The 18,930-nt window shown below is 44.9% G+C and carries 16 protein-coding genes; 4 read left to right on the plus strand and 12 right to left on the minus strand.

Annotation, left to right across the window (positions count from 1 at the left end; all coding sequences use genetic code 11):
- Positions 1 to 23 precede the first annotated feature (23 nt).
- From VNN20_05800 to VNN20_05840, 9 genes are all read right to left on the minus strand, one after another.
- Positions 24 to 776: an aspartyl/asparaginyl beta-hydroxylase domain-containing protein gene (locus VNN20_05800; GenBank protein HWP91692.1), complete on the minus strand. Its 753-nt coding sequence runs from the start codon at positions 774 to 776 to the stop codon at positions 24 to 26.
- 66 nt (positions 777 to 842) lie between these two features.
- The gene (locus tag VNN20_05805) at positions 843 to 2,165 is read right to left on the minus strand and encodes a CDP-alcohol phosphatidyltransferase family protein (protein HWP91693.1); all 1,323 of its coding nucleotides are present in this window, start codon (positions 2,163 to 2,165) and stop codon (positions 843 to 845) included.
- Between the two features lies 1 nt (position 2,166).
- Entirely contained in the window at positions 2,167 to 2,946 is a 780-nt protein-coding gene (locus VNN20_05810; protein ID HWP91694.1) for a phosphocholine cytidylyltransferase family protein, read from the minus strand.
- Positions 2,947 to 3,295: 349 nt separating this feature from the next.
- Complete coding sequence (panD, locus tag VNN20_05815) at positions 3,296 to 3,685, minus strand: aspartate 1-decarboxylase (protein HWP91695.1); 390 nt, start codon at positions 3,683 to 3,685, stop codon at positions 3,296 to 3,298.
- A 19-nt stretch (positions 3,686 to 3,704) separates the two neighbouring features.
- Positions 3,705 to 4,544: a pantoate--beta-alanine ligase gene (gene panC, locus VNN20_05820; GenBank protein ID HWP91696.1), complete on the minus strand. Its 840-nt coding sequence runs from the start codon at positions 4,542 to 4,544 to the stop codon at positions 3,705 to 3,707.
- A 10-nt stretch (positions 4,545 to 4,554) separates the two neighbouring features.
- Complete coding sequence (gene panB / locus VNN20_05825; GenBank protein ID HWP91697.1) at positions 4,555 to 5,355, minus strand: 3-methyl-2-oxobutanoate hydroxymethyltransferase; 801 nt, start codon at positions 5,353 to 5,355, stop codon at positions 4,555 to 4,557.
- Between the two features lie 588 nt (positions 5,356 to 5,943).
- Entirely contained in the window at positions 5,944 to 6,384 is a 441-nt protein-coding gene (locus VNN20_05830) for a molybdenum cofactor biosynthesis protein MoaE (protein ID HWP91698.1), read from the minus strand.
- A 6-nt stretch (positions 6,385 to 6,390) separates the two neighbouring features.
- On the minus strand, positions 6,391 to 7,014 hold the full coding sequence (locus VNN20_05835; GenBank protein ID HWP91699.1) for a septal ring lytic transglycosylase RlpA family protein: 624 nt from the start codon (positions 7,012 to 7,014) through the stop codon (positions 6,391 to 6,393).
- A gap of 91 nt (positions 7,015 to 7,105) precedes the next feature.
- Positions 7,106 to 7,624 carry a septal ring lytic transglycosylase RlpA family protein gene (locus VNN20_05840; protein HWP91700.1) on the minus strand — a complete coding sequence of 173 codons (519 nt, stop codon included), beginning with the start codon at positions 7,622 to 7,624 and terminating at the stop codon, positions 7,106 to 7,108.
- On the opposite strand from VNN20_05840, the gene VNN20_05845 reads away from it, so the two are divergent.
- Positions 7,593 to 8,780, plus strand: coding sequence for an aminotransferase class I/II-fold pyridoxal phosphate-dependent enzyme (locus tag VNN20_05845; protein HWP91701.1), 1,188 nt, complete (start codon positions 7,593 to 7,595; stop codon positions 8,778 to 8,780). The two genes, VNN20_05840 and VNN20_05845, sit on opposite strands and share 32 nt — an antisense overlap.
- A gap of 71 nt (positions 8,781 to 8,851) precedes the next feature.
- Here the strand turns inward: VNN20_05845 and VNN20_05850 are convergent, their stop codons facing one another.
- The 3 genes from VNN20_05850 to bamA form a co-directional block, all read right to left on the minus strand.
- On the minus strand, positions 8,852 to 12,946 hold the full coding sequence (locus VNN20_05850; GenBank protein HWP91702.1) for a translocation/assembly module TamB domain-containing protein: 4,095 nt from the start codon (positions 12,944 to 12,946) through the stop codon (positions 8,852 to 8,854).
- A gap of 204 nt (positions 12,947 to 13,150) precedes the next feature.
- A complete protein-coding gene (locus VNN20_05855) occupies positions 13,151 to 13,336 on the minus strand; it encodes a hypothetical protein (GenBank protein HWP91703.1) in 186 nt (61 codons plus the stop codon).
- 178 nt (positions 13,337 to 13,514) lie between these two features.
- On the minus strand, positions 13,515 to 15,239 hold the full coding sequence (gene bamA, locus VNN20_05860) for an outer membrane protein assembly factor BamA (GenBank protein ID HWP91704.1): 1,725 nt from the start codon (positions 15,237 to 15,239) through the stop codon (positions 13,515 to 13,517).
- Between the two features lie 495 nt (positions 15,240 to 15,734).
- On the opposite strand from bamA, the gene VNN20_05865 reads away from it, so the two are divergent.
- The 3 genes from VNN20_05865 to VNN20_05875 all read left to right on the plus strand — a co-directional run bounded on the left by VNN20_05865 (position 15,735) and on the right by VNN20_05875 (position 18,920).
- On the plus strand, positions 15,735 to 17,381 hold the full coding sequence (locus tag VNN20_05865) for a LysM peptidoglycan-binding domain-containing protein (GenBank protein ID HWP91705.1): 1,647 nt from the start codon (positions 15,735 to 15,737) through the stop codon (positions 17,379 to 17,381).
- Positions 17,382 to 17,437: 56 nt separating this feature from the next.
- Complete coding sequence (locus tag VNN20_05870; GenBank protein ID HWP91706.1) at positions 17,438 to 18,085, plus strand: N-glycosylase/DNA lyase; 648 nt, start codon at positions 17,438 to 17,440, stop codon at positions 18,083 to 18,085.
- Between the two features lie 169 nt (positions 18,086 to 18,254).
- Positions 18,255 to 18,920 (plus strand): DNA lyase, encoded by a 666-nt coding sequence (locus VNN20_05875; GenBank protein HWP91707.1) that lies wholly within the window; start codon positions 18,255 to 18,257, stop codon positions 18,918 to 18,920.
- Positions 18,921 to 18,930 lie beyond the last annotated feature (10 nt).

Here is an 18,930-nt window from a genome sequence, read left to right on the forward strand (position 1 = left end):
CTTCTTTTAGCTATGCCCCCTCATTATCCTCTCTTGTAGAACTTTTTTTCCCATTTCTCGTGTCTTTCCTGGGCCTCTCGAATAGCCGGTGTGAAGATAGCAGCGTTGAGTATGAATTGATTCAATAGATTAAACGGAAACTTGACCGGCCTCACAAAATCTACGAATAGGACAGCCCTGAACCCGGAGGTATCATTCCAAACCTCGTGCTCATAGGTATCGTCGAAGATGAGGCTTTCGCCCTCATCCCAGTGCTTTATCTCATTGCCAACCCGAATACGGCATTTTTCCCTCGGTTCGGGCACGATCAAGCCTAGATGATAGCGAAGTACTCCGTTATAAGGGCCGCGGTGAGGGGGGATGTACTTCCCCGGTGATAGAATGGAAAAGAAGGCGGTTTTCATGCCGGGGATCTTTCTCAATATCCGTGTGGTCTCAGGACATCTTCTGGAGTTTTCCTCGGCTTCTACCCCGTAACCGGCCAGGAAAAAGGTTTTCCAATTTTCATCCTTGGTGATTGTCTTTACTTCGCTCATTATCTCATGAAAGCTCGGCAGCTCCTCTCTTCTTTCCATGACCTGTTCCAGTTCAGCCCGAATGGTGGTCCACTCTTTTTCCACCTCTCTGACCCAGGGAAAAAGCCCGTTATCATAGACCGGCGGGTTACCTACAGCAGAGTGCCTGGCAATTTGTGTTTCCGCCCAGTTGATGAAAGCGGAGATGGGTTTGGCTACATATTCCTTTGGCGGAATCTGGTGATTTACTTCGTCTGGCATCTTAGTTCAACCTTCCCCTTTAACTTCGAATGATGTTTGCTTCCACGCTTACTTTGGGTCAAAGATTTAACTAAGCTGGCTTATCGGTGGCCTAAGTTTTCTTAATTTTATTATATCCTCAATCTGGTGTATTAGAAAAAGGACCAAGGCTAGACTGGTAATTCCTAATACCCAAGGATATCCGCCGATTATGGCTAAGATTAGAAAGCCCAGAGAATAAAAATTCCTCCTGGACATCGGACGAACTATACCTATTAGCTTGTGCACGAATGACCTATTCTTATCCCCTATCATTTTATCGACGTTAAAATACGATACCAAACTCCCGGAATCAGTGTATCTAAGCAGGAAATAAAAGGACCAGACCAAAAAGAATAAAAAGATTCCTATGTTTAGGCCTCCCAGTGCTATGGCCATGGGGTTTTTAGTAATTGAATAATAGCCCAGGGGAACACCGATTAGGAAAGATAGGACGGTTACCTGGTCGGAAATCGTGTCCACCCATTGCCCCCGCTTGGTTTCCATAAGCTTGACCCGGGCCACTTCTCCATCGCAACGGTCAAGCACTGTGGCAATCTGAAGAAAGAGAGCGCCTAGGACCGGATGCCCCGCAGCATAGAAGGGGCCCGAAAGCATGCCGATGATGTTTATCATAACGCTTATCATGTTGGGAGTAAGGGGGGTACGTACAAGAAGCCTGCTGGTGGGTAGAGATATCTTGCTGTTGATGTTCCTGGAGATCCATCCGGTTTGCGTTTTCCCCACATGGGAGAAGAGTAGATCCTCCGCTTTCTTGACCGAATCTTCACTCGATGATAGGCGGGTCCAATATCCATCAGAAAATTTAACGAATTTTACGCTCTCTCTTCCCACTAGTTCTTTAGTCCAGCTCTTTAGGGACATGGAGTTCATGATTGATTTTTCCAGTAGGCTGCCATAGGCCACGAATGCTCCTACTGCTTTTCCGCCCTCGGAGAATAGGTCCTCGATAATTTCCCCGTCTATTTTTACCCAGGCGTCCTTACTTCCATCCACCAGGATGGCTATTTCATCCTCGGTGACGTCACAATTCATCAAGCAGGAAAGACCAGTTGGATTTATTACCAGATTGGATTGAAGAATAAGGGAGGGACTGGGCTCGAAGTTTATGGGAGAGCCAATAGTGTGCCAGGTGATCTGGCTCTTTATGCGCTTGTCACTCTTTAACAGGTTTTTTAGAGGGGAATCGTCTTTTTCTATGATGACGGTGAATTTCTTTATTCCCGCCCTTTCCGCCGTTATTATCAGCCGATTAAGCTGTGGAATTCCACCAAAGACGGCGTTTCCATGAGAATCCAGCCTTTCTCCCTCTATTCCAGTGCCAGCTGCTACCAGTATTGCATGATCCATTTTAACGGCTTGTTTCTACTACACGCAGGATCCTTTCTTCTTCATACGGTCTCTTGACAAGCTTGTCGGCGTTAATCCTGGCTCGAAAAAGGTCGCTCGGATAGTCCACGTCCATCCAGAACAGGTCCTTTATGTCTAGGGACTTTACCTTGTATCCCTTTTTTATAAGCCGGTGGATTGCGGAAACGTACCATTTTTTCTCCGCCCCTTCTGTCCTCATTTCCTCTTCAATCGCCCTCTTTATCAGTTCAACCCCAGTGTCCCTGAACACCCTTATCCCGACTGATTCGGCAAAAGGGCGGTTGGTCAGGGTTTTTCCAATCTCTACGATCTTGCCGTATTGAGTAACTACCTTCATATCCTCTTCTTCATAACTGGATTTCCTCTTTATAGGAAGGCATATCTTTTCATCGCGATTACGTAGTATCAGCTCGAGCACGTCATTCTCGAATACGTCATCCCCGTTCATGACCACTATATCGCTATCCATCTCACCCCGGGCTATCCATAGAGAAATCAGACTGTTGGTCGTCTGATAAAATGGATTATAAAGGGTTTTTATCTTCATTCCTAACCCGTCGTAGTTTCGCAGGAAATTCTCTACTTTCTCAAAACCAAATCCCACTACTATTACCACTTCGTCAATTCCACAGTCCCGGATGTGGTTGATTTGGTGTTCGAGTATTGTTTCTCCGCCTATGTCCAAGAGACACTTGGGGATGTATTTAGTGTATGGATAAAGTCTTTTCCCTCTACCCGCTGCGAGTATCACTGCTTTCATATCGTTTTCTACTCCATTTTTGAAGGGTTATAATAAACCCCTTTGTGATAATACAAGATCTTGGTGGCTATTAAGAAGGCAATAAACCTAGGCCTACCTTCTCATCCTGCCTCCTCCTTAGCAATAGCTAACATTTATAACCTCCCAGAATGATTCTGTCAATATTTTTGACGTATTTTGTTGCAATTAGGATGCAAATAAAGTAGTCACGAAATAATGTTTCCTCTTCCGGAGGGAAATATTGTATAAAATCATCCAAGGCATAATGGCTCTGGTTAAATTTTTGCAGTATACAGATAGGCTTCAATTCATCCACGAACGCAACTTTTTCTAATTCCTGTTCTCAGGCCTATGTCTTTGCGATGCCTAGTTTCTTCCGCTCTGGTTTAATTTTGGTTATTTTATTGTCTTCATCGACGTAAACCAGCCGGGGCTCGTGCCCGCTGACCTCGCTCTGGTCATAGCTAGAGAAGCTGGCGATTATCAGGGTGTCTCCTTCTCTTGCCAGATGGGCGGCGGCGCCGTTTATGCAAATTACCCCGGAGCCGCGTTTGCCCTCGATCGCATAGGTATAGAACCTATGGCCATTAGTCACGTTGAATATATGTACCTGCTCGTAGGGGATTAAGTCGGCGGCCTCCATCAATTCTTTGTCTATGGTGATGCTACCCTCGTAATCTACATTGGCTCGTGTAACAGTGGCCCGGTGTATTTTAGACTTAAGAAGCGTTCTCTCCATAGTTCTCTCCTTTGGTGCCTTAAAGTCTGGCATTATCGATAAGCCTTGTCCCTCCCAGTCTTACCGCTACCGCCACTAGGTCTCCAACCTCTGCGGACGCTTTGGGTTCAAGGGTTTCTGGGTCGCAAATTTCCAAGTAGTCAATATCAGTTATACCTACTTCTTTCAATATCTTCTCGCCGGTTTCGGTTATTTTCTTTGAGTCTCTGACGCCCATTTGGAATTCCCTTCTTATTTCAAGGAGGGCTCTGTGGAGGGAAAGCGCTCTTCTTCTTTCCCCGGGTGAAAGATACGAATTTCTAGAACTCAGTGCCAGCCCGTCCTTATCCCTCACCGTCGGAAATCCCACTATTTTAACCTCCAGGTTTAAGTCCTCTACCATTTTCCTAATGATTTTTAGCTGTTGATAGTCCTTCTCGCCGAAAAGAGCGAAATCAGGTTTTACTATGTTGAACAGTTTTAGGACGACCGTGGCCACACCCCTGAAGTGTCCGGGACGAAATCGCCCGCAGAGCTGTCCTTCCAACTCTTCGACTTCTACATAGGTCTGAAAACCGGCGGGATAAATTTCCTCTACTCTTGGATTGAATACTATGTCCACTCCTATAGGTGTCATCTTTTCTAAATCACGTTCCAGGTTTCTCGGGTACTTATTAAAATCTTCGTTAGGCCCAAACTGCACGGGATTAACGAAAATACTGACAACTAGGAAGTCGGCCATTTTTCTGCCCTCGGAAATTAACCTAAGGTGTCCATCGTGAAGCGCTCCCATGGTGGGGACAAAAGAGATTGTCCTTCCTCGTTCTCGAACCTCGTTGGCCAGTGTCTGCATTTCTTTTACCGTATTTATAACCTTCAATTGTTCTCCCTCAGTTGAATGAATGCTCGGTGTCCGGAAATTCACCTTCTTTCACCTCGACTATAAAATCTCTGACTGCTTTTGTCATTATCTCTCTTATTCTTGCGTATCTTTTTACAAATCTGGGGATTGGCTCAGGTGATAGTCCAACCAGGTCATTTATGACCAGCACCTGGCCGTCGCAAAACGGCCCGGCGCCGATGCCTATGGTGGGTATATTTATGGATTCTGTAATTTTGTTTGCCAGGTCTTGAGGAATACTCTCCAAGACCAAAGAAAAGGCACCGGCTTCCTCGGTAGCCTTGGCCAACTGTAAAAGCCTCTCGGCTCCGTCGAAGTCCCGGCCCTGGATTTTGTATCCACCTAGTAAGTGGATTGACTGAGGACATAGGCCAATATGACCCATGACCGGTATGCCCGCTCTAGAAATAGCGTATATTGTATCTAGATAGCATTCACTCGTTTCCAGTTTCACCGATTCCGCTCCCGCCTCCTTGATGAATCTTCCGGCATTTCTTAAGGCTTCATCTTTAGATGCCTGGTAAGACATGAAGGGCATGTCCCCGCATAGGTGTGCATTTTTGACACCTCGGGAGACGATCCTGGTATGGTAAATCATCTCATCCATAGTTACTGGAAGCGTATTGGGGAGACCTTGAACCACGTTTCCCAGTGAATCGCCTACGAGCACGATATCCACGCCGGCTTCGTCGATTATGTTGGCTATTGCGGCATCATAGGCAGTTACCATGGCGATTTTCTCGCCCTGCCTTTTCATTCCTCTTAGCTTTGGAACTGTGATTTTTTTCATAACTATTGCCCATAAAATAAAAAAACCAGCCAAGAGGCAAACCCTCTTGCTGGGCTTTTATTACACTCAAGCTTGCAGGTACGGCTCTGGTTCCGTCCCCATGTTATGCTCAAATCAACCTCCGTCTCGGTCTCATTATAGAGATCCAAGCGGTATAATCGCCCTCAAGAATCTTAGGTGCTCAAAAAACGTTTATTAAAATAAAGAAAGCTATCCCAAATGTCAAATTGAATTGATTAGAGAGGGTTTTTATACAAGGGACAATCAATTTCTTATCTTCGGCTAATGACTAAAATCGCGTGTAATAATCAAGACTTAATTTGTCCGAAGGCGTTGGGAGAGGCTACACTTTTTTGATAAATTGCTACTACCGTAATCATTCATGGAACAGCGAAGCGGCGAAGAATCTAGAGCCTTCGCTGCTGCTCCAGGAAGACGGAGAAACGTAAACAGACTACTTGCGGAGTATACGTCGAGTTTATCGAACGTGCTTGAAGGGTGACACCTGAACAATTTGGGTCGTTCTGTTGGATGCGACTCGCTAAGACAGCGTCTCTTTGGTTAGATATTGACTATTATAGACTTATGCTAAGATCCTTGTATCCATTCTTCTCCGCCTTCCCAAACCTCTTTCTTCCATATAGGAACCGTCTTTTTCAGTTCCTCGATGATGTACCTGGAGGCTTGGTAGGCATCCTCCCGGTGTGGGGCGGAAACGGCAATGACTAGAGTCACCTCTCCTGGTTCTAATTTGCCGATGCGGTGGGCTATGCCCACTCTGGTAATACTCCACTTTTCTTTTACTTCATCTGCTATCTTGCTAAATTCTCGAAGAGCCATCTCTTCATAGGCTTCGTATTCCAGGTTTTCTATTTCTCTTCCCCTGGACAGTTTTCTAACCGTACCTATAAACACTACCGATGCCCCGCTTTCGATACTTAAGACCTTTCGAATTATGGGTTGAACCTTTATTTTTTTGGCGGTTATTTTGAAGAAGGTGTTTTCGGATTTATACCTATTTTTGGTCATGGGGGTTTATTCCAATATGACATTTCCTCTATAGCCGAATCTTTTACGGAGTTTTGAGGCAACTTTTTCCGCTTCGCCTCTATTGGGAAAGCGGCCGACCCTCACCCGGTAGTAAGTCCCATAGTCCAGCTCGATGGGTTCAACCCTCACATCATCTAAATTTCTGCTGAGCTCATCTTTCAAGCTGAATGCATTTTGCCGATCGTTGAATGAGGCGACCTGAACGGTGTAAACGGCATCGAAATAATTGTTCTTTCTTCCCGGAACAGAAATTACCTCCACCTTTACCCTCGCCGTGCCCTTGGCTATCATATCGATTGATTTAGCCGCGGTGTAAGAAAGGTCTATAATGCGTCCTCCTACGAACGGTCCCCGGTCATTTATTCTGACTATTACGTCCTTACCGTTTTCCAGGTTGGTAACTCTGGCCATGGTGCCTAGGGGGAGGCTTTTATGAGCAGCCGTATAACCGTACATGCTGAAACGCTCACCGCTTGCCGCTTTTTTGCCGTGTTCCTCGACGCCGTACCATGAGGCAATCCCGGTTTGGGTATAACCCTCGGCCGGGTAGATTATAGCCTCAGTACCTCTTTTTGAAGTGTAAGAACAGGAGAATATGAATGGCATCATAAGTAAGCTTATTAATGTTCCAGTTCTCATATGGTGTCGCGTCTTATTTATTATGAATGATTCTAATTTTAGTAAAGGTGTTAGTCTTTGCTCAATGTTCCGAGATCACTTCCAGCTTGACTTTAGCTACCCCGCTTGTGATCAAACCTATGGCTTTGGCTGCCGCACGGGAAAGGTCGATAATCCTCCTCCGGTTAAAGGGTCCCCGGTCATTTATCCTGACTATGACGTGCTTACCGTTTTTTAAGTTTATGATCCTGACCATTGCTCCAATGGGCAGGCTCCTGTGGGCGGCTGTGTAGCCATTCATATCGAAACGCTCGCCACTTGCTGTTTTTCCACCATGGAGTTTAGAGCCGTACCAAGAGGCGAGACCAACTTGAGAGTGCGCATTGGAAGCGTGGCTTTTAACACTGAAAAAAAGGAATGGGATAAACCAGATAAACAAAACCAGCTTTATTCTCATAATCCATCCGCATTTTACCATAAAATGCCCACTTCTTTCCAGGACTGACTTGAGATTGCCGATGTTTGGAATAAAATTATAAAACGCTTTGGTTGCCTGGAGATAAAGGAAAATGCAAAATTTTTTAGAAGAGTTCTCGCTCATAAAAAGGCTCCCTCCATACATCTTTGCCATAGTGAACGACCTCAAGACAAAGGCCCGGGCGAGGGGAGAGGACATCATAGATTTGGGAATGGGTAACCCGGACCTGCCCACTCCAAAACATATCGTGGATAAACTGGTGGAAGCGGCGAGGAACCCTAGGAATCACCGGTACTCCGCTTCAGCGGGGATTCCCAAGCTGAGGCTGGCGGTTTGTGATTGGTATAAGAGAAATTATGGGGTAGAACTAGACCCGGATACCGAAGCTATAGTTACGATCGGTTCTAAAGAGGGAATTTCCCATCTCATGCTATCCATTCTCGCTCCGGGCGATGTAGTTATAGTCCCGAATCCGACTTATCCCATACATAGCTACTCGGTGATTATTGCTCGGGCAGACGTGAAAAGCGTGCCCCTTACCAAAGATATAAATTTCATAGAGGCTGTGGAAAAGGCGGTGAAAGAGATATGGCCTAGGCCGAAGGTGTTGATAATTTCTTTCCCCCACAACCCTACCACCAGCGTCGTGGACCTGAATTTCTTCAACGAGATTTACGAGTTGGCCAGGAATTACGGACTGATCGTAGTGCACGATTTTGCTTATGCCGACCTCTGCTTTGATGGATACAAAGCCCCCAGCTTTCTGGAGGTTCCGGGGGCTAAGGAATTGGGGGTGGAGTTTTTCACCCTCTCCAAAAGTTACAATATGCCCGGATGGCGTGTCGGTTTCATGGTCGGAAACGCCAAGATTATAAATGCGCTAAAAAGAATTAAGAGCTATCTTGATTATGGGATATTCCAACCGGTACAAATAGCGGCCATATTGGCCCTAAACGGCCCTCAGGATTGCCTCACGGATATAAGGGACAAGTATTGTTTGCGAAGGGACAAGCTCGTAGACGGGCTTTCCCGTGCTGGCTGGAAGATTACCAAGCCGAAGGGGACCATGTTTGTGTGGGCGGAAATACCGGAGGGTTTAAGGGAAATGGGTTCTCTGGAATTTTCGAAGATGCTGATCGAGAAAGCAAAAGTGGCGGTATCTCCGGGGGTAGGGTTTGGAAACCACGGCGAAGGCTATGTAAGGTTTGCGCTCGTCGAGAACGAGAAGAGAATAATGCAGGCGGTAAGAGGCATCAGAAGGGCTTTGAACAATTACTAGAAGGGGAGTTAAGAATTAAGAGTGGTGAACAGTTATTTCTCTAGTTTCTTCAACTCTTAACTTTTCACTTTTCACTCTTCACTCTTCACTCTTTGAAACAAGGGGCAGGAGTAATCGAATTGAAAGAATACATCACCTCCTGCCTCTTCTCCACCAACCTCGCTGCTCAGGGTTAAAAAATCAAAAACTCTATATTCGACAAGAACACTATTTGTGGGAACCGGGGCGGCAGTGGAAGCTTGTGAAGTACCTCGCTCGTAGGCCACATAAAGGTTATCGGTAAGGTATTTCCCGACTTCGAGCTCGGGCCCGCTTTCTCCCCCCCTCACGCTAATAACATCCAATGCGAACTTATCTCCCACTATCCCTTTAAGTTCACCTGCGGCTATTCCCCCTAGTACCTCCCCAGCTTGCTGCTGAAGCGATATTCTTTGTCCAGCCCCCAGCCTATCCGAAGACGTTCCGAATACCAGATAAGAAATGATATCCGTTTCCTCCATAGTTGGATTGCTGGATAGCTTTATTTCCGGCTTCTTAGCCGTACCTCCTATGTTCACGAATATGTCTACGTCGGAGACTCTATAGTGTGCCTTAATGTTAAGGAACGGGTTAATTTCCGGCGTGCCCTGGAAGCTCACCAGGCCTTCATCGATCCTGAAGAGTTTACCTAGGACTTCATAAGTTCCCCTTACCGTGTTTATATTCCCGGTGAGTATGAGCGGGTCGCCGTATCTCTTGATGATTCCGACATTCCCCCTAAGCTCCACGTTTGCACCTCTACCCCGTACCCAGACATTACCGCGCATCGATGCTTTTATATCCATTGCCACGTTATCCCGGAAATAGTCAGTCGGTTTGGAGGTTTCTATGGTAAATTCCTCCTCCTCTTCGTCCACGAATTTTATATCCTCTACCTCTTTATCCGGTAGATCGGGTATGCGGATACGGGCCCTCCGGACCCTGGCGTTTCCAGTAATGTTGAGCCTTCCTTCGTTGCCTTCGACGTTAACGTTGCCGTCCAATCTGGCGCTGATACCCTGGGGCTCTATACGGAAGTTATCCATCTTGCCGTTCAGACTATAAGACAATTCCCGGAAATCGAAATCTCCTTGCAATGTTGCTTTTCCCTCACCGGTTTTAATCTCCAGGGTTCTGAGGAATCCTCTCTGTCCCTGCATCTCGATAATACCGGCTGTTATTCTTAGTTCGTTCCTCAGTAGTCCGAGCTTCAAGGAAACCTCTTGTAGCCTCAACTGACCGTTTATAATCGGACTCCTCAGGTTTCCGGAAGCCCTCAAGTCGATGACGCCTATCCCGTTTATCTCTTTTATCTCATTGCTGACCATAGAGATCGGACTCAAATCTACGCCGCTTGATTTTAGTGTTAAGTCGAATTCTGCAGTCTTCAGGCCTTCTTTCATCTCCTTGAGATTAAGGCTTATATCGGCATATCCGTCTGCCTGAAAGATTTGTTTTGCGTCCTTAGTAATAAAGAGCTCGAAGTCTAATCTATTGTTCGAATAATTAAGGTTAATGTTGGTTCGGTCGCTTTTGAATTCTCTAAACTCTAAATTTGTGGCGTCAATGTTGGCATTTATCTCGGGAGCTTCCAGCGTGCCCCTCAAGCTTAAATATCCTGAGCTTGTTCCTCTAAGCGGATACTCAAAATCGAATACCTCCGAAATATCCGAAAAATTAATCGTGCTTAGCCTCAGGTCCGCGTTTACAGCCCCGGTAAAGTTAATATCGGCGTCGCCCAGCATCGAGTTTTGTTTATGGTATAGGTTGAAGGCTTTTACGGTCAATCGATTAGGGGAGATGGTCACATTCATAGGGTCACGGTTCTCAATTACACTGTCTTGGAGACTTAGTTTGATTTTTTCTATCAGAAGATTCTTTTCTTCACCTTTGAAATCGGTCAGTTTTAATCGTGCTTCGTAGATTTTTTTGGGGTCTTCTAGAATGGAAATATTTCCGGTTATCTCCTTGCCTGTGCTTCTGGCCTGTAGTTGAGCACTCTTTATTTCTCTATCCTTGAATCTTATTTCCTCCAGGATTCCGTCTAGCTGGACTCGGGGATTCTCTGGGTCTAAAGTGGCTTCTCCGCTTATCTTGATTGATTCGATGTCCATATCCTTCTTATATCCGAAATCGGATGCTGTCGCCGAAGTGGTAATTCGGGGGTTTCTAATCTTTCCCTGGACTATTCCTTCCGCCTTCAGCTTGCCTTCCAATTGAAGCTCCGGCTTGAATTTGGATATGAAATTTAAATCGTCAACCAGAACATTGTAGTTGAAATTTATACTGGTTAGCTTTGTTCCCTTTCCCTTGGCTTCAAGCCTGAAGGCATCGGAAGTTAACGAGAGGGTGCTTACGTTTAATATCCGCCTATCGTAAGAAGTATCGATTCGACCCCGGCTTATTTTTAAATCGGAAAAGGTTGACGGAAGAACCTCCGCCCGCACGTTTGCATTCAAGCTTTCTGCCAGGTCCCCATTAAGGGGTAACGAGCCCTTGAGGCTTAGGTTGGAATTTATATCACTTTTGTATCTCTGGTTATTCAGAATCAAGGCCAGGTTAACCTTGTTTAATCTTGAGACCAGGTCGAATTTTAGGTTAGACCTGGCCATTTCCAGGGTTCCCTGGAGGTCGATGTCGCCGAGTTCATGTCCTTTTTGTCGAAATTCCATTATGCTTAGCCGGGCTTCTAATTTATCCCTTATATCCCCACTCAGGGGTAAGGCTCCCTTCAGTTCGAGATTAGAGTTTAGGTTGGTGGAGTACCTTTCACCGTTAAGCACCGAAGCCAGGTTAAAGTCAATTAGCTTTGAGGCCAGGTCGAAGCTTAGGTCAGATTTTGAGGCCTGTATCCGCCCGGTTAAATCGACCTCTCCAAGCTCCTTTCCCTGTAGCCCGAGTTTATCTATAATTATCTTTGTTCTCAGGTCTTTTAACTCTTGCCATTTTCCATCGGCTTCAAAATTCGCATTTATCCTTCCATCTATATTCTTGTTCATAATTTCGGGCAACTTGTCTTCTGGTATAAATTTATAAATTTCGGAGGCTTGTAAATCTTCGAGTGAAACTTTAAGGTCAAATTGGTTTGTTTCCTTCTTTGTGAGAATCCGCTCCAGGTCTAAATGGCCGCTGAATGATGTTTGTCCGAAATCCGTTTTTACCACCCCATCATTTATTTCTACCCTGGTTCCGTCCATTTTGATTTTCTCAACCAGGGCTGACACTTTTCTCCCTTTTATTTGTGATTCGGGCATCCTTACTCTTATATCGGCCTCGATGTCGCCCCGGCTAATATACTTACCGGAACCCTCAATCTCTGCGTTAATAGTGCCTAATTCCTTTACTTGATATCCGTAAGCGGAGGCTTTGAGCTTGAATTCCGGTTGTTTGAAATCATTGACTTCCCCATCCAGTTTGATCTCCGCTCCATTCAAGCTTAATTTTAGATTTTTAACCTCTGCCCTATTTGTCGTATATAAGGCTGCCGTAGATAGTTCCGCTATGTTGATGTCGTGGGGTGATATCTTTAGTGACGCACTATTCAGGTAGAGTTCGATTTTTTTGCTGATGTTGTATAAGGAAAGTGAGAAGTCTAATTTGTCTATATCAATCTCAGATGTTTTACTCTTCCCCTTCTCTATCACTTTGATCTGGGCATTATGGACAAGGACTTTTTTTAGGATGACGCTCCAAGGAGGAAATGATTTAATTCGTTCGGGTTCCTTCTTGTCTTTTTCTTTTTTTTCTCCGCCGATCTTATCAAAGTTCCAGTTCCCGTCACTGTCCTGGATAAGATTTAATCTCAATCCGGCAACTGAGACATTTTCTATGGGTATAGTTTTACTGTAAAGAGTCGAGCTATTTAGCAGGAGGGAAAGGGAATAGCGCAGGGAAGCCTGTTCGATATAGGCAAAGGGTTCTTCGTCTATTCTAAGTAAAACTTCTTTTAGCTTGATTCCGCGGATGAAGTCAATATCGATTTCTCCGATGGAAAAGGTTTGTTTCGTGGCGCCGCTTATTGCTTTTTCTAGAAGATTCTTTATCGCTTTCCTTGAGTACTCCGTCTGTAAAAAGACCGAGACAGCCGTGATCAGGACTGCAATTATAGCGAAAAGAAGCACAATTGTTTTCAGGAACTTAGAATTCATAGTTTATTATGAATTCATATTATAACACGAAGACGCTCGGTTATATGATTCTTGAAGTAAAGTAGGTCGTATGATGGGTTACTCTGATTGAGAAATAATCGTTGGGACTTTTTAGCGAGAGGCTACGCTGCCGTCTCTGAATGGATGTTATTTAGCGAGACAAGATCCGTCCCCAATTACCTTTTTTATGAATTAATCTACAATTTAGTACCGGCGGTGCCTCCTTGGTAAATACCTTTGCCAGTAGCAGGCCAGTAACGGTATCAATAGTACTAAGCTACCGTTGCCATCCTCTGGATCGTCGTTGTCGCTGGCCTCTAAAGCTAGCACGGGGTTCTCATACTTAATCAACTCCGGCTCTATGTATTCTCCCTTTTCCATCTCGTTCATGTTCTGCTCGTCTCCTTCTTTACCTGGGCTGGTGGGACTATGAAATCATTTTGCCTAGGCCGAGTCAACTGGACTTTAGGCGCATTTTGAGACGATAAAAGTTTACTAGTTTAGACCTGCTCTTACTTTGGTTCTATGCGGCAATAAAACTTTTTTCCAAGGCCTATTGATAAAAGTTTTAAAATGCCTGTCCAATGCTCAGGAAGAACTGAAATCTCCCGATACCGGGCTCTGGGTTAAGAGCATATCCAAAATCAACCCGGAGCGGGCCGATTAGTGTATTGTATCTCAATCCGGTCCCGACGGCATATTTGATTTCATCCAATTTAAAGTCGAATTCTTTGGAGTACACGTTCCCATAATCGAGGAATGCCACTCCGCCGAAGCTCCTGTAGATGGGGAACCTTATCTCAAAGCTCCCTAAGAGGAGTGAGTTGCCCCCGATGGGGTCATCATTAGCGGCAAGTGGCCCGAGTTTCTGGAATGGAAATCCTCTCATGGTTGTGCTTCCGCCGGCAAAGAACCTCTTAAAAATCGGAATTCCTAAAGTATCCGTATCACCAAATGGCTGTATAACTCCCAGTGTTAATCTTTTCGCAAAAACAACATCATGAAACAGCTCTCTGTAGCCTTTGAGTTCGATTGTTCCAAGCAGGTAGTCGACATCCGAGCCCAGTGCCTCGAAGGAGGACTCAAGGCTGGCTGTGGCTACCGTGCCGCGGGTGGGATTGAATATGCTATCGGTGGTATTGCGTTCCAGGGTAAATCTAAAGAAGGTCAAAAAAAATTCCTCTCCTTTGATGAACTCCTCTACCGCATTTGATATATTGGACAATTGAGAGTGCTGGACGTTGAAGGAACCATATGCGTTAAAGACTCCGGCGAATCTTTTTCTCATTCCTACCGTACCGATAGCATTTTTAGAGGTAAAACTGGGAAAGTCATCCCGGAAGAGACTGAATATCCCGGTAAGTTCGGAGTCGCCCCCAATTATATAGGGTTGAGTAAACTTTGCCCCTGCTATTTGGGTCAGAAACGAAAACCGACCCGCTAATTCCACTCTCCTCCCTCCTCCGAAAAAATTCCGCTGAGTCCATATTATTTGACCCCTGAACAGGTCCTCTGTGCCGTATCCCACACCAACTCTCACGCTTCCTGATTTTCTCTCTCTTACCCTGATGACTATATTGGCGATTTTTTCATCTTCATCAAAATCTACATCGGTCAAGACGGAGCTGAAAAGGTCGAGTCTAAATATTCTGGCCCTGGTGTCGTTCAGCTTTTTTGTGGAATATATTTCTCCCTCTTTGAACGTGGCTTCTCTGGTGATCACGTAGGTTTCTACTTCTTCATTACCTTCTACCTCGGTCGAGCCAAACCGGTAAAGAGAGCCTGGATTTATATGGAAATTTACCTTAGCCCATTTTTCCTTTCTGTTTACTAATGCTTCTCCCTCCACCACGGACTTAGGATAGCCTATATCCGAAAGAGTGTTTGAGATCAATCCCTTAGTTTCCTGGTATTTTATCGGTGAAAACGGCTTGTCCGTCTTGAGTGGTACGGAATCGAGTATGGTCTTTCTTTCCTCCTCGCTTAATTCCCCTTCTATGTTCATATTCAGTTCTGTCAGAATAACCGGCTTACCTTCTTCGATATTTATAGTAATCTCTACCCTATCCTTTCTTTCGTTGTACTTGAGCTTGTATTCCGCTTTAGCATCATAGTATCCATGGTTGCCATAAAGTCTTTTTATTCTTAGCATATCATCTCTCAAGATTTCCTCATCAAATTCCGGGTCTTTTACCCAAGGTTTTATGGATGGGAATTCCGTACCTATCTTTTCTTTTATTTCCTTTTTGCTTACGGACTTGGCACCGTTAATTCGAATTTTGGATATTCTCACCCTGGTTTCATTATTCTGACTGGAAACAGGGTTGACGTGACTAAAAAGGATTAGGATAACGATAATGAAACGAAAGCGGTTACTTCTTGTTCTTTCCATTCAAAGGCAATGAGGCGCAATCAAATTTTTAATCGAGAGTCTTTATTATGCATACCCACTTGTAGGATTCAAGTGTAGTTTGTCCTAATTTTCCGTTGGTTGCAATTTTATACGATTGCTCTGGTATTCTCGTGACATTCGCCTTTTGTAAATCAATAGCGGTTTATGGATTAATTATGTGTATACTTTGGGGAGCTGAGAGTGATTTCTATATATTGATGGCTATCTCAATGATTTCGTTTGTTCTCAATTATCCTAGATTCGATTTCTGGCAGGAAACTTACAGAAAAGCCTTGCTGTATAGGGACGGTCGGATCTAGCCGGATTGTGCCTAGGTTAAAAATCTACATAAATTTCGTTGACATCCAATTTGATTTGTGATAAAAAAAGAAGCCAATGAATTCACGCCACTTACTACTCCTGCTGGTCGTCCTCTTCTCCTTGATAGGATGCTCATCAAAATCACGTTCCCCCCTTTCAAAGGGCATAAGTTTTTATGATGCCGATAAAAGGGCTCAGCTAGAAAGAAGCTTTGATGAAAATGCCTCCGGGAGTAAGGTTGGCTTGGTTTCTACAAACAGCCTATTTGCCAAAGAGGAAGAATCTGGTTTTTTCCTCCTCCAGCCTAATTCGGATACCTGGACCACCTACTATTATTTTTTTGACCTGCGTAGAAGAATCCTCCAGGACTTTCCTCATATCATACCGGAGAGTGAAAACGATATTCCGGTTGTGTTAAACGATAAAGTACATCGGTTCCTGGATTACTTTCAAACATCGGGACGTGGCTTTTTCAGCGTCTGGCTCTCCCGTTCCGGGAAATACATACCGATGATGAGAGAGATCCTAGAGGCTAAAGGATTACCGATAGACTTAGTCTATCTGGCCATGATAGAGAGCGGATTCAACACCAAAGCCAAATCGCACAAAGGTGCGGTAGGCCCGTGGCAGTTTATTAGCTCCACGGCCTTGAGATACGGACTAAGGGTTGATGCCTGGGTCGATGAAAGAATGGACCCGGAAAAATCCACCATAGCCGCCGCGAATTACCTTCGCGATCTTTATGATATGTTTCAGTCATGGGAGCTTGCCGCTGCCGGTTATAATTGCGGCGAAGAAAGGGTACAAGCGGCGATAAACAGGTTTAATGTTTACGACTTTTGGGAGATCTCTGAATACACTCTGCCGCAAGAAACTAAGGATTATGTGCCCAAGCTCATGGCCGCCTTAATTATTGCTAAAAATCCAGAGAAATATGGGTTTAGCGGAATCGAGTACCAGGAACCGGAATCTTTTGAAAAGGTAGCAGTTCCTCCTCAGAGAAGCCTGGCGGATATAGGGAGAATAATCGGGGTGAGCGATAAAAGGCTTAAGGACCTGAATCCAAGTTTAATAAGAGGTTCAACCCCGTCGGGCAGCTCTTATGAAATCAGGGTTCCCTCGGGATATGGGAAAATTGTAGCCGCAAAACAAAGCGAGATCTCCGCTCTTAGAATGGTGGCTATAGCCAGTAGTCCGGTCAGATACAGGGTCAGACCGGGGGATAACCTTGGAAAAATCGCCTCACGCTATGGCGTGAGTGTTTCATCACTCAAGCGGGCTAATAGAATTAAGGGGTCAATCATCAGGATTGGCCAGATGTTGACCATACCAGGTAAATCAACCGACATATATGTAAGTTCTGGAACGAGCCACGGGAAAACCAACACAAGGACCGGCAGTCCTTCCCAATACCGGGTAAAAAATGGCGATACGCTAGGGGGCATCGCCGCCCGTTACGGTACGAGCGTATCATCAATCCAAAGGGCTAATGGAATTAAAGGGTCGACTATAAGAGCAGGGCAGGTACTGACCATACCGGGTGGAGATACAGTTTCCAGAGGTGGTGCTATGAATGTCGTTAAATACCGCGTGAAGAACGGTGATACGCTTTGGAATATTGCCAACAGGTATAAAGTGACTGTATCTGACCTAAAGAATTGGAACAACCTTAAGTCCAGCCGGCTGGCTTCGGGCGATCGACTTACGATCTATACTAACTAATTTTTTTCTTTTGTTGTCTTGCTAAGTACAATCTATCACTTAAATTTATTTGTCACATGGATAGGGCTGTTTATAGAAAGCTCTGGTCGAGTTACGAGGAAAAGCAGGGGATGATCGAAACTCGGCTGGGTGAATTCAGCGGTATATTGGAGAAGGGTGATGACTTAAAAATTTTTGAGGAGCTAGTTTTTTGTATCTTTACGGCGGGAGCAAGCGCTAAGATGGGACTTAGGTCAGTAGAAGCGGTAAGAGATATTCTTGCGCATGCAAATAGAAAACAGCTATCCAGAAGGCTCCTGCACGTGCACCGGTTCCCAAATTCTAGGTCGAGGTACGTTGTACAAACCAGGGAGTATCTCAAGAGAGAATTCGATTTTAAATTGAAGGACTTGATACTTTCTTTTGATGATCCTTTGGCGAGGAGGGATTTCTTTGCCTCCAAAGACATAATGGGTCTGGGCTACAAGGAGTCGAGTCATTTTCTCAGGAACATTGGCCTTAGGGGATATGCCATATTGGATAAACACATATTGCGGTCGCTACACGAATTTGGGGTTATAGATAACCCTAAACCCCCAACAACCAGGAATAAGTACCTGGACGTAGAGATTAAATTCAAGAGGTTCGCGGCTAAGCTGGGGATTGATTTTGATGAGATAGACCTCCTTCTCTGGAGTGAAAAAACCGGGGAGATACTGAAATAGCTATATGCTTATACTACTAGTGTTTCTGGTCTTAGCGGAACGGTTTTATCATCAGTAACGCCAACCCCACCTAAACACTTTTGTTTAAGGCAATTAGCTGAAGAAATAACCGGGTAAGTCAAAAGGATGTGGGGAAAGCCGTTAGTTCAGCTTGTTTGGGCCATGAGCTGTGCTAAAATCATTTGAAATGAAGAACGGGGATTACGAGAGGCTGAGGTCAAGTTATTTAAAGAGGAAAGACCTAATCGGTGCACGGCTCGGGGAGTTTAAAGAGGTTTTTGAAAAAGGCGATGATAACAGAATATTCGAGGAGCTCGCATTTTGTTTGTTGACTTCGGCGGTTGGTCCTAAGATGGGTCAGAAATCGATAGATGCCATAAAGGATGTTTTGATCGAAGGCAGCGAGGAAGATATATATGAGAAGCTCATGAACGTGCACAAGTATCCGGAAAAGGCTAGCTTCGTAGTGCTGGCTCGAGATTATTTAAAGAAAGAATTCGATTTCAAGCTAAAGGACCTGATACTTTCCATTGAAGATCCATTAGAGAGAAGGGATTTCTTCGCCTTGAATAAAAATATTAAGGGTATAGGCTTGGTTCAGGCAAGCCATTTCCTTAGAAATATCGGTTTTACCGAATACGCCATTCTGGATAAAAACATAGTGCTATCTCTTTACCAATTTGGGGTGATAGATAGTCCAAAGCCGCCCACCACCCGGAAAAAATATCTAGAGATAGAAGCTAAGCTAAAGGAGTTCGCCGAAGAATTAGAAATTGGAGTTGACGAGCTCGACCTCCTTCTCTGGAGCGAGAAGACCGGGCATATTCCTAGGTGATGGAGGATAG

The organism is Thermodesulfobacteriota bacterium (assembly GCA_035559815.1).
In the GTDB taxonomy this organism is placed as follows: Bacteria; Desulfobacterota_D; UBA1144; order Nemesobacterales; family CSP1-2; genus DATMAT01.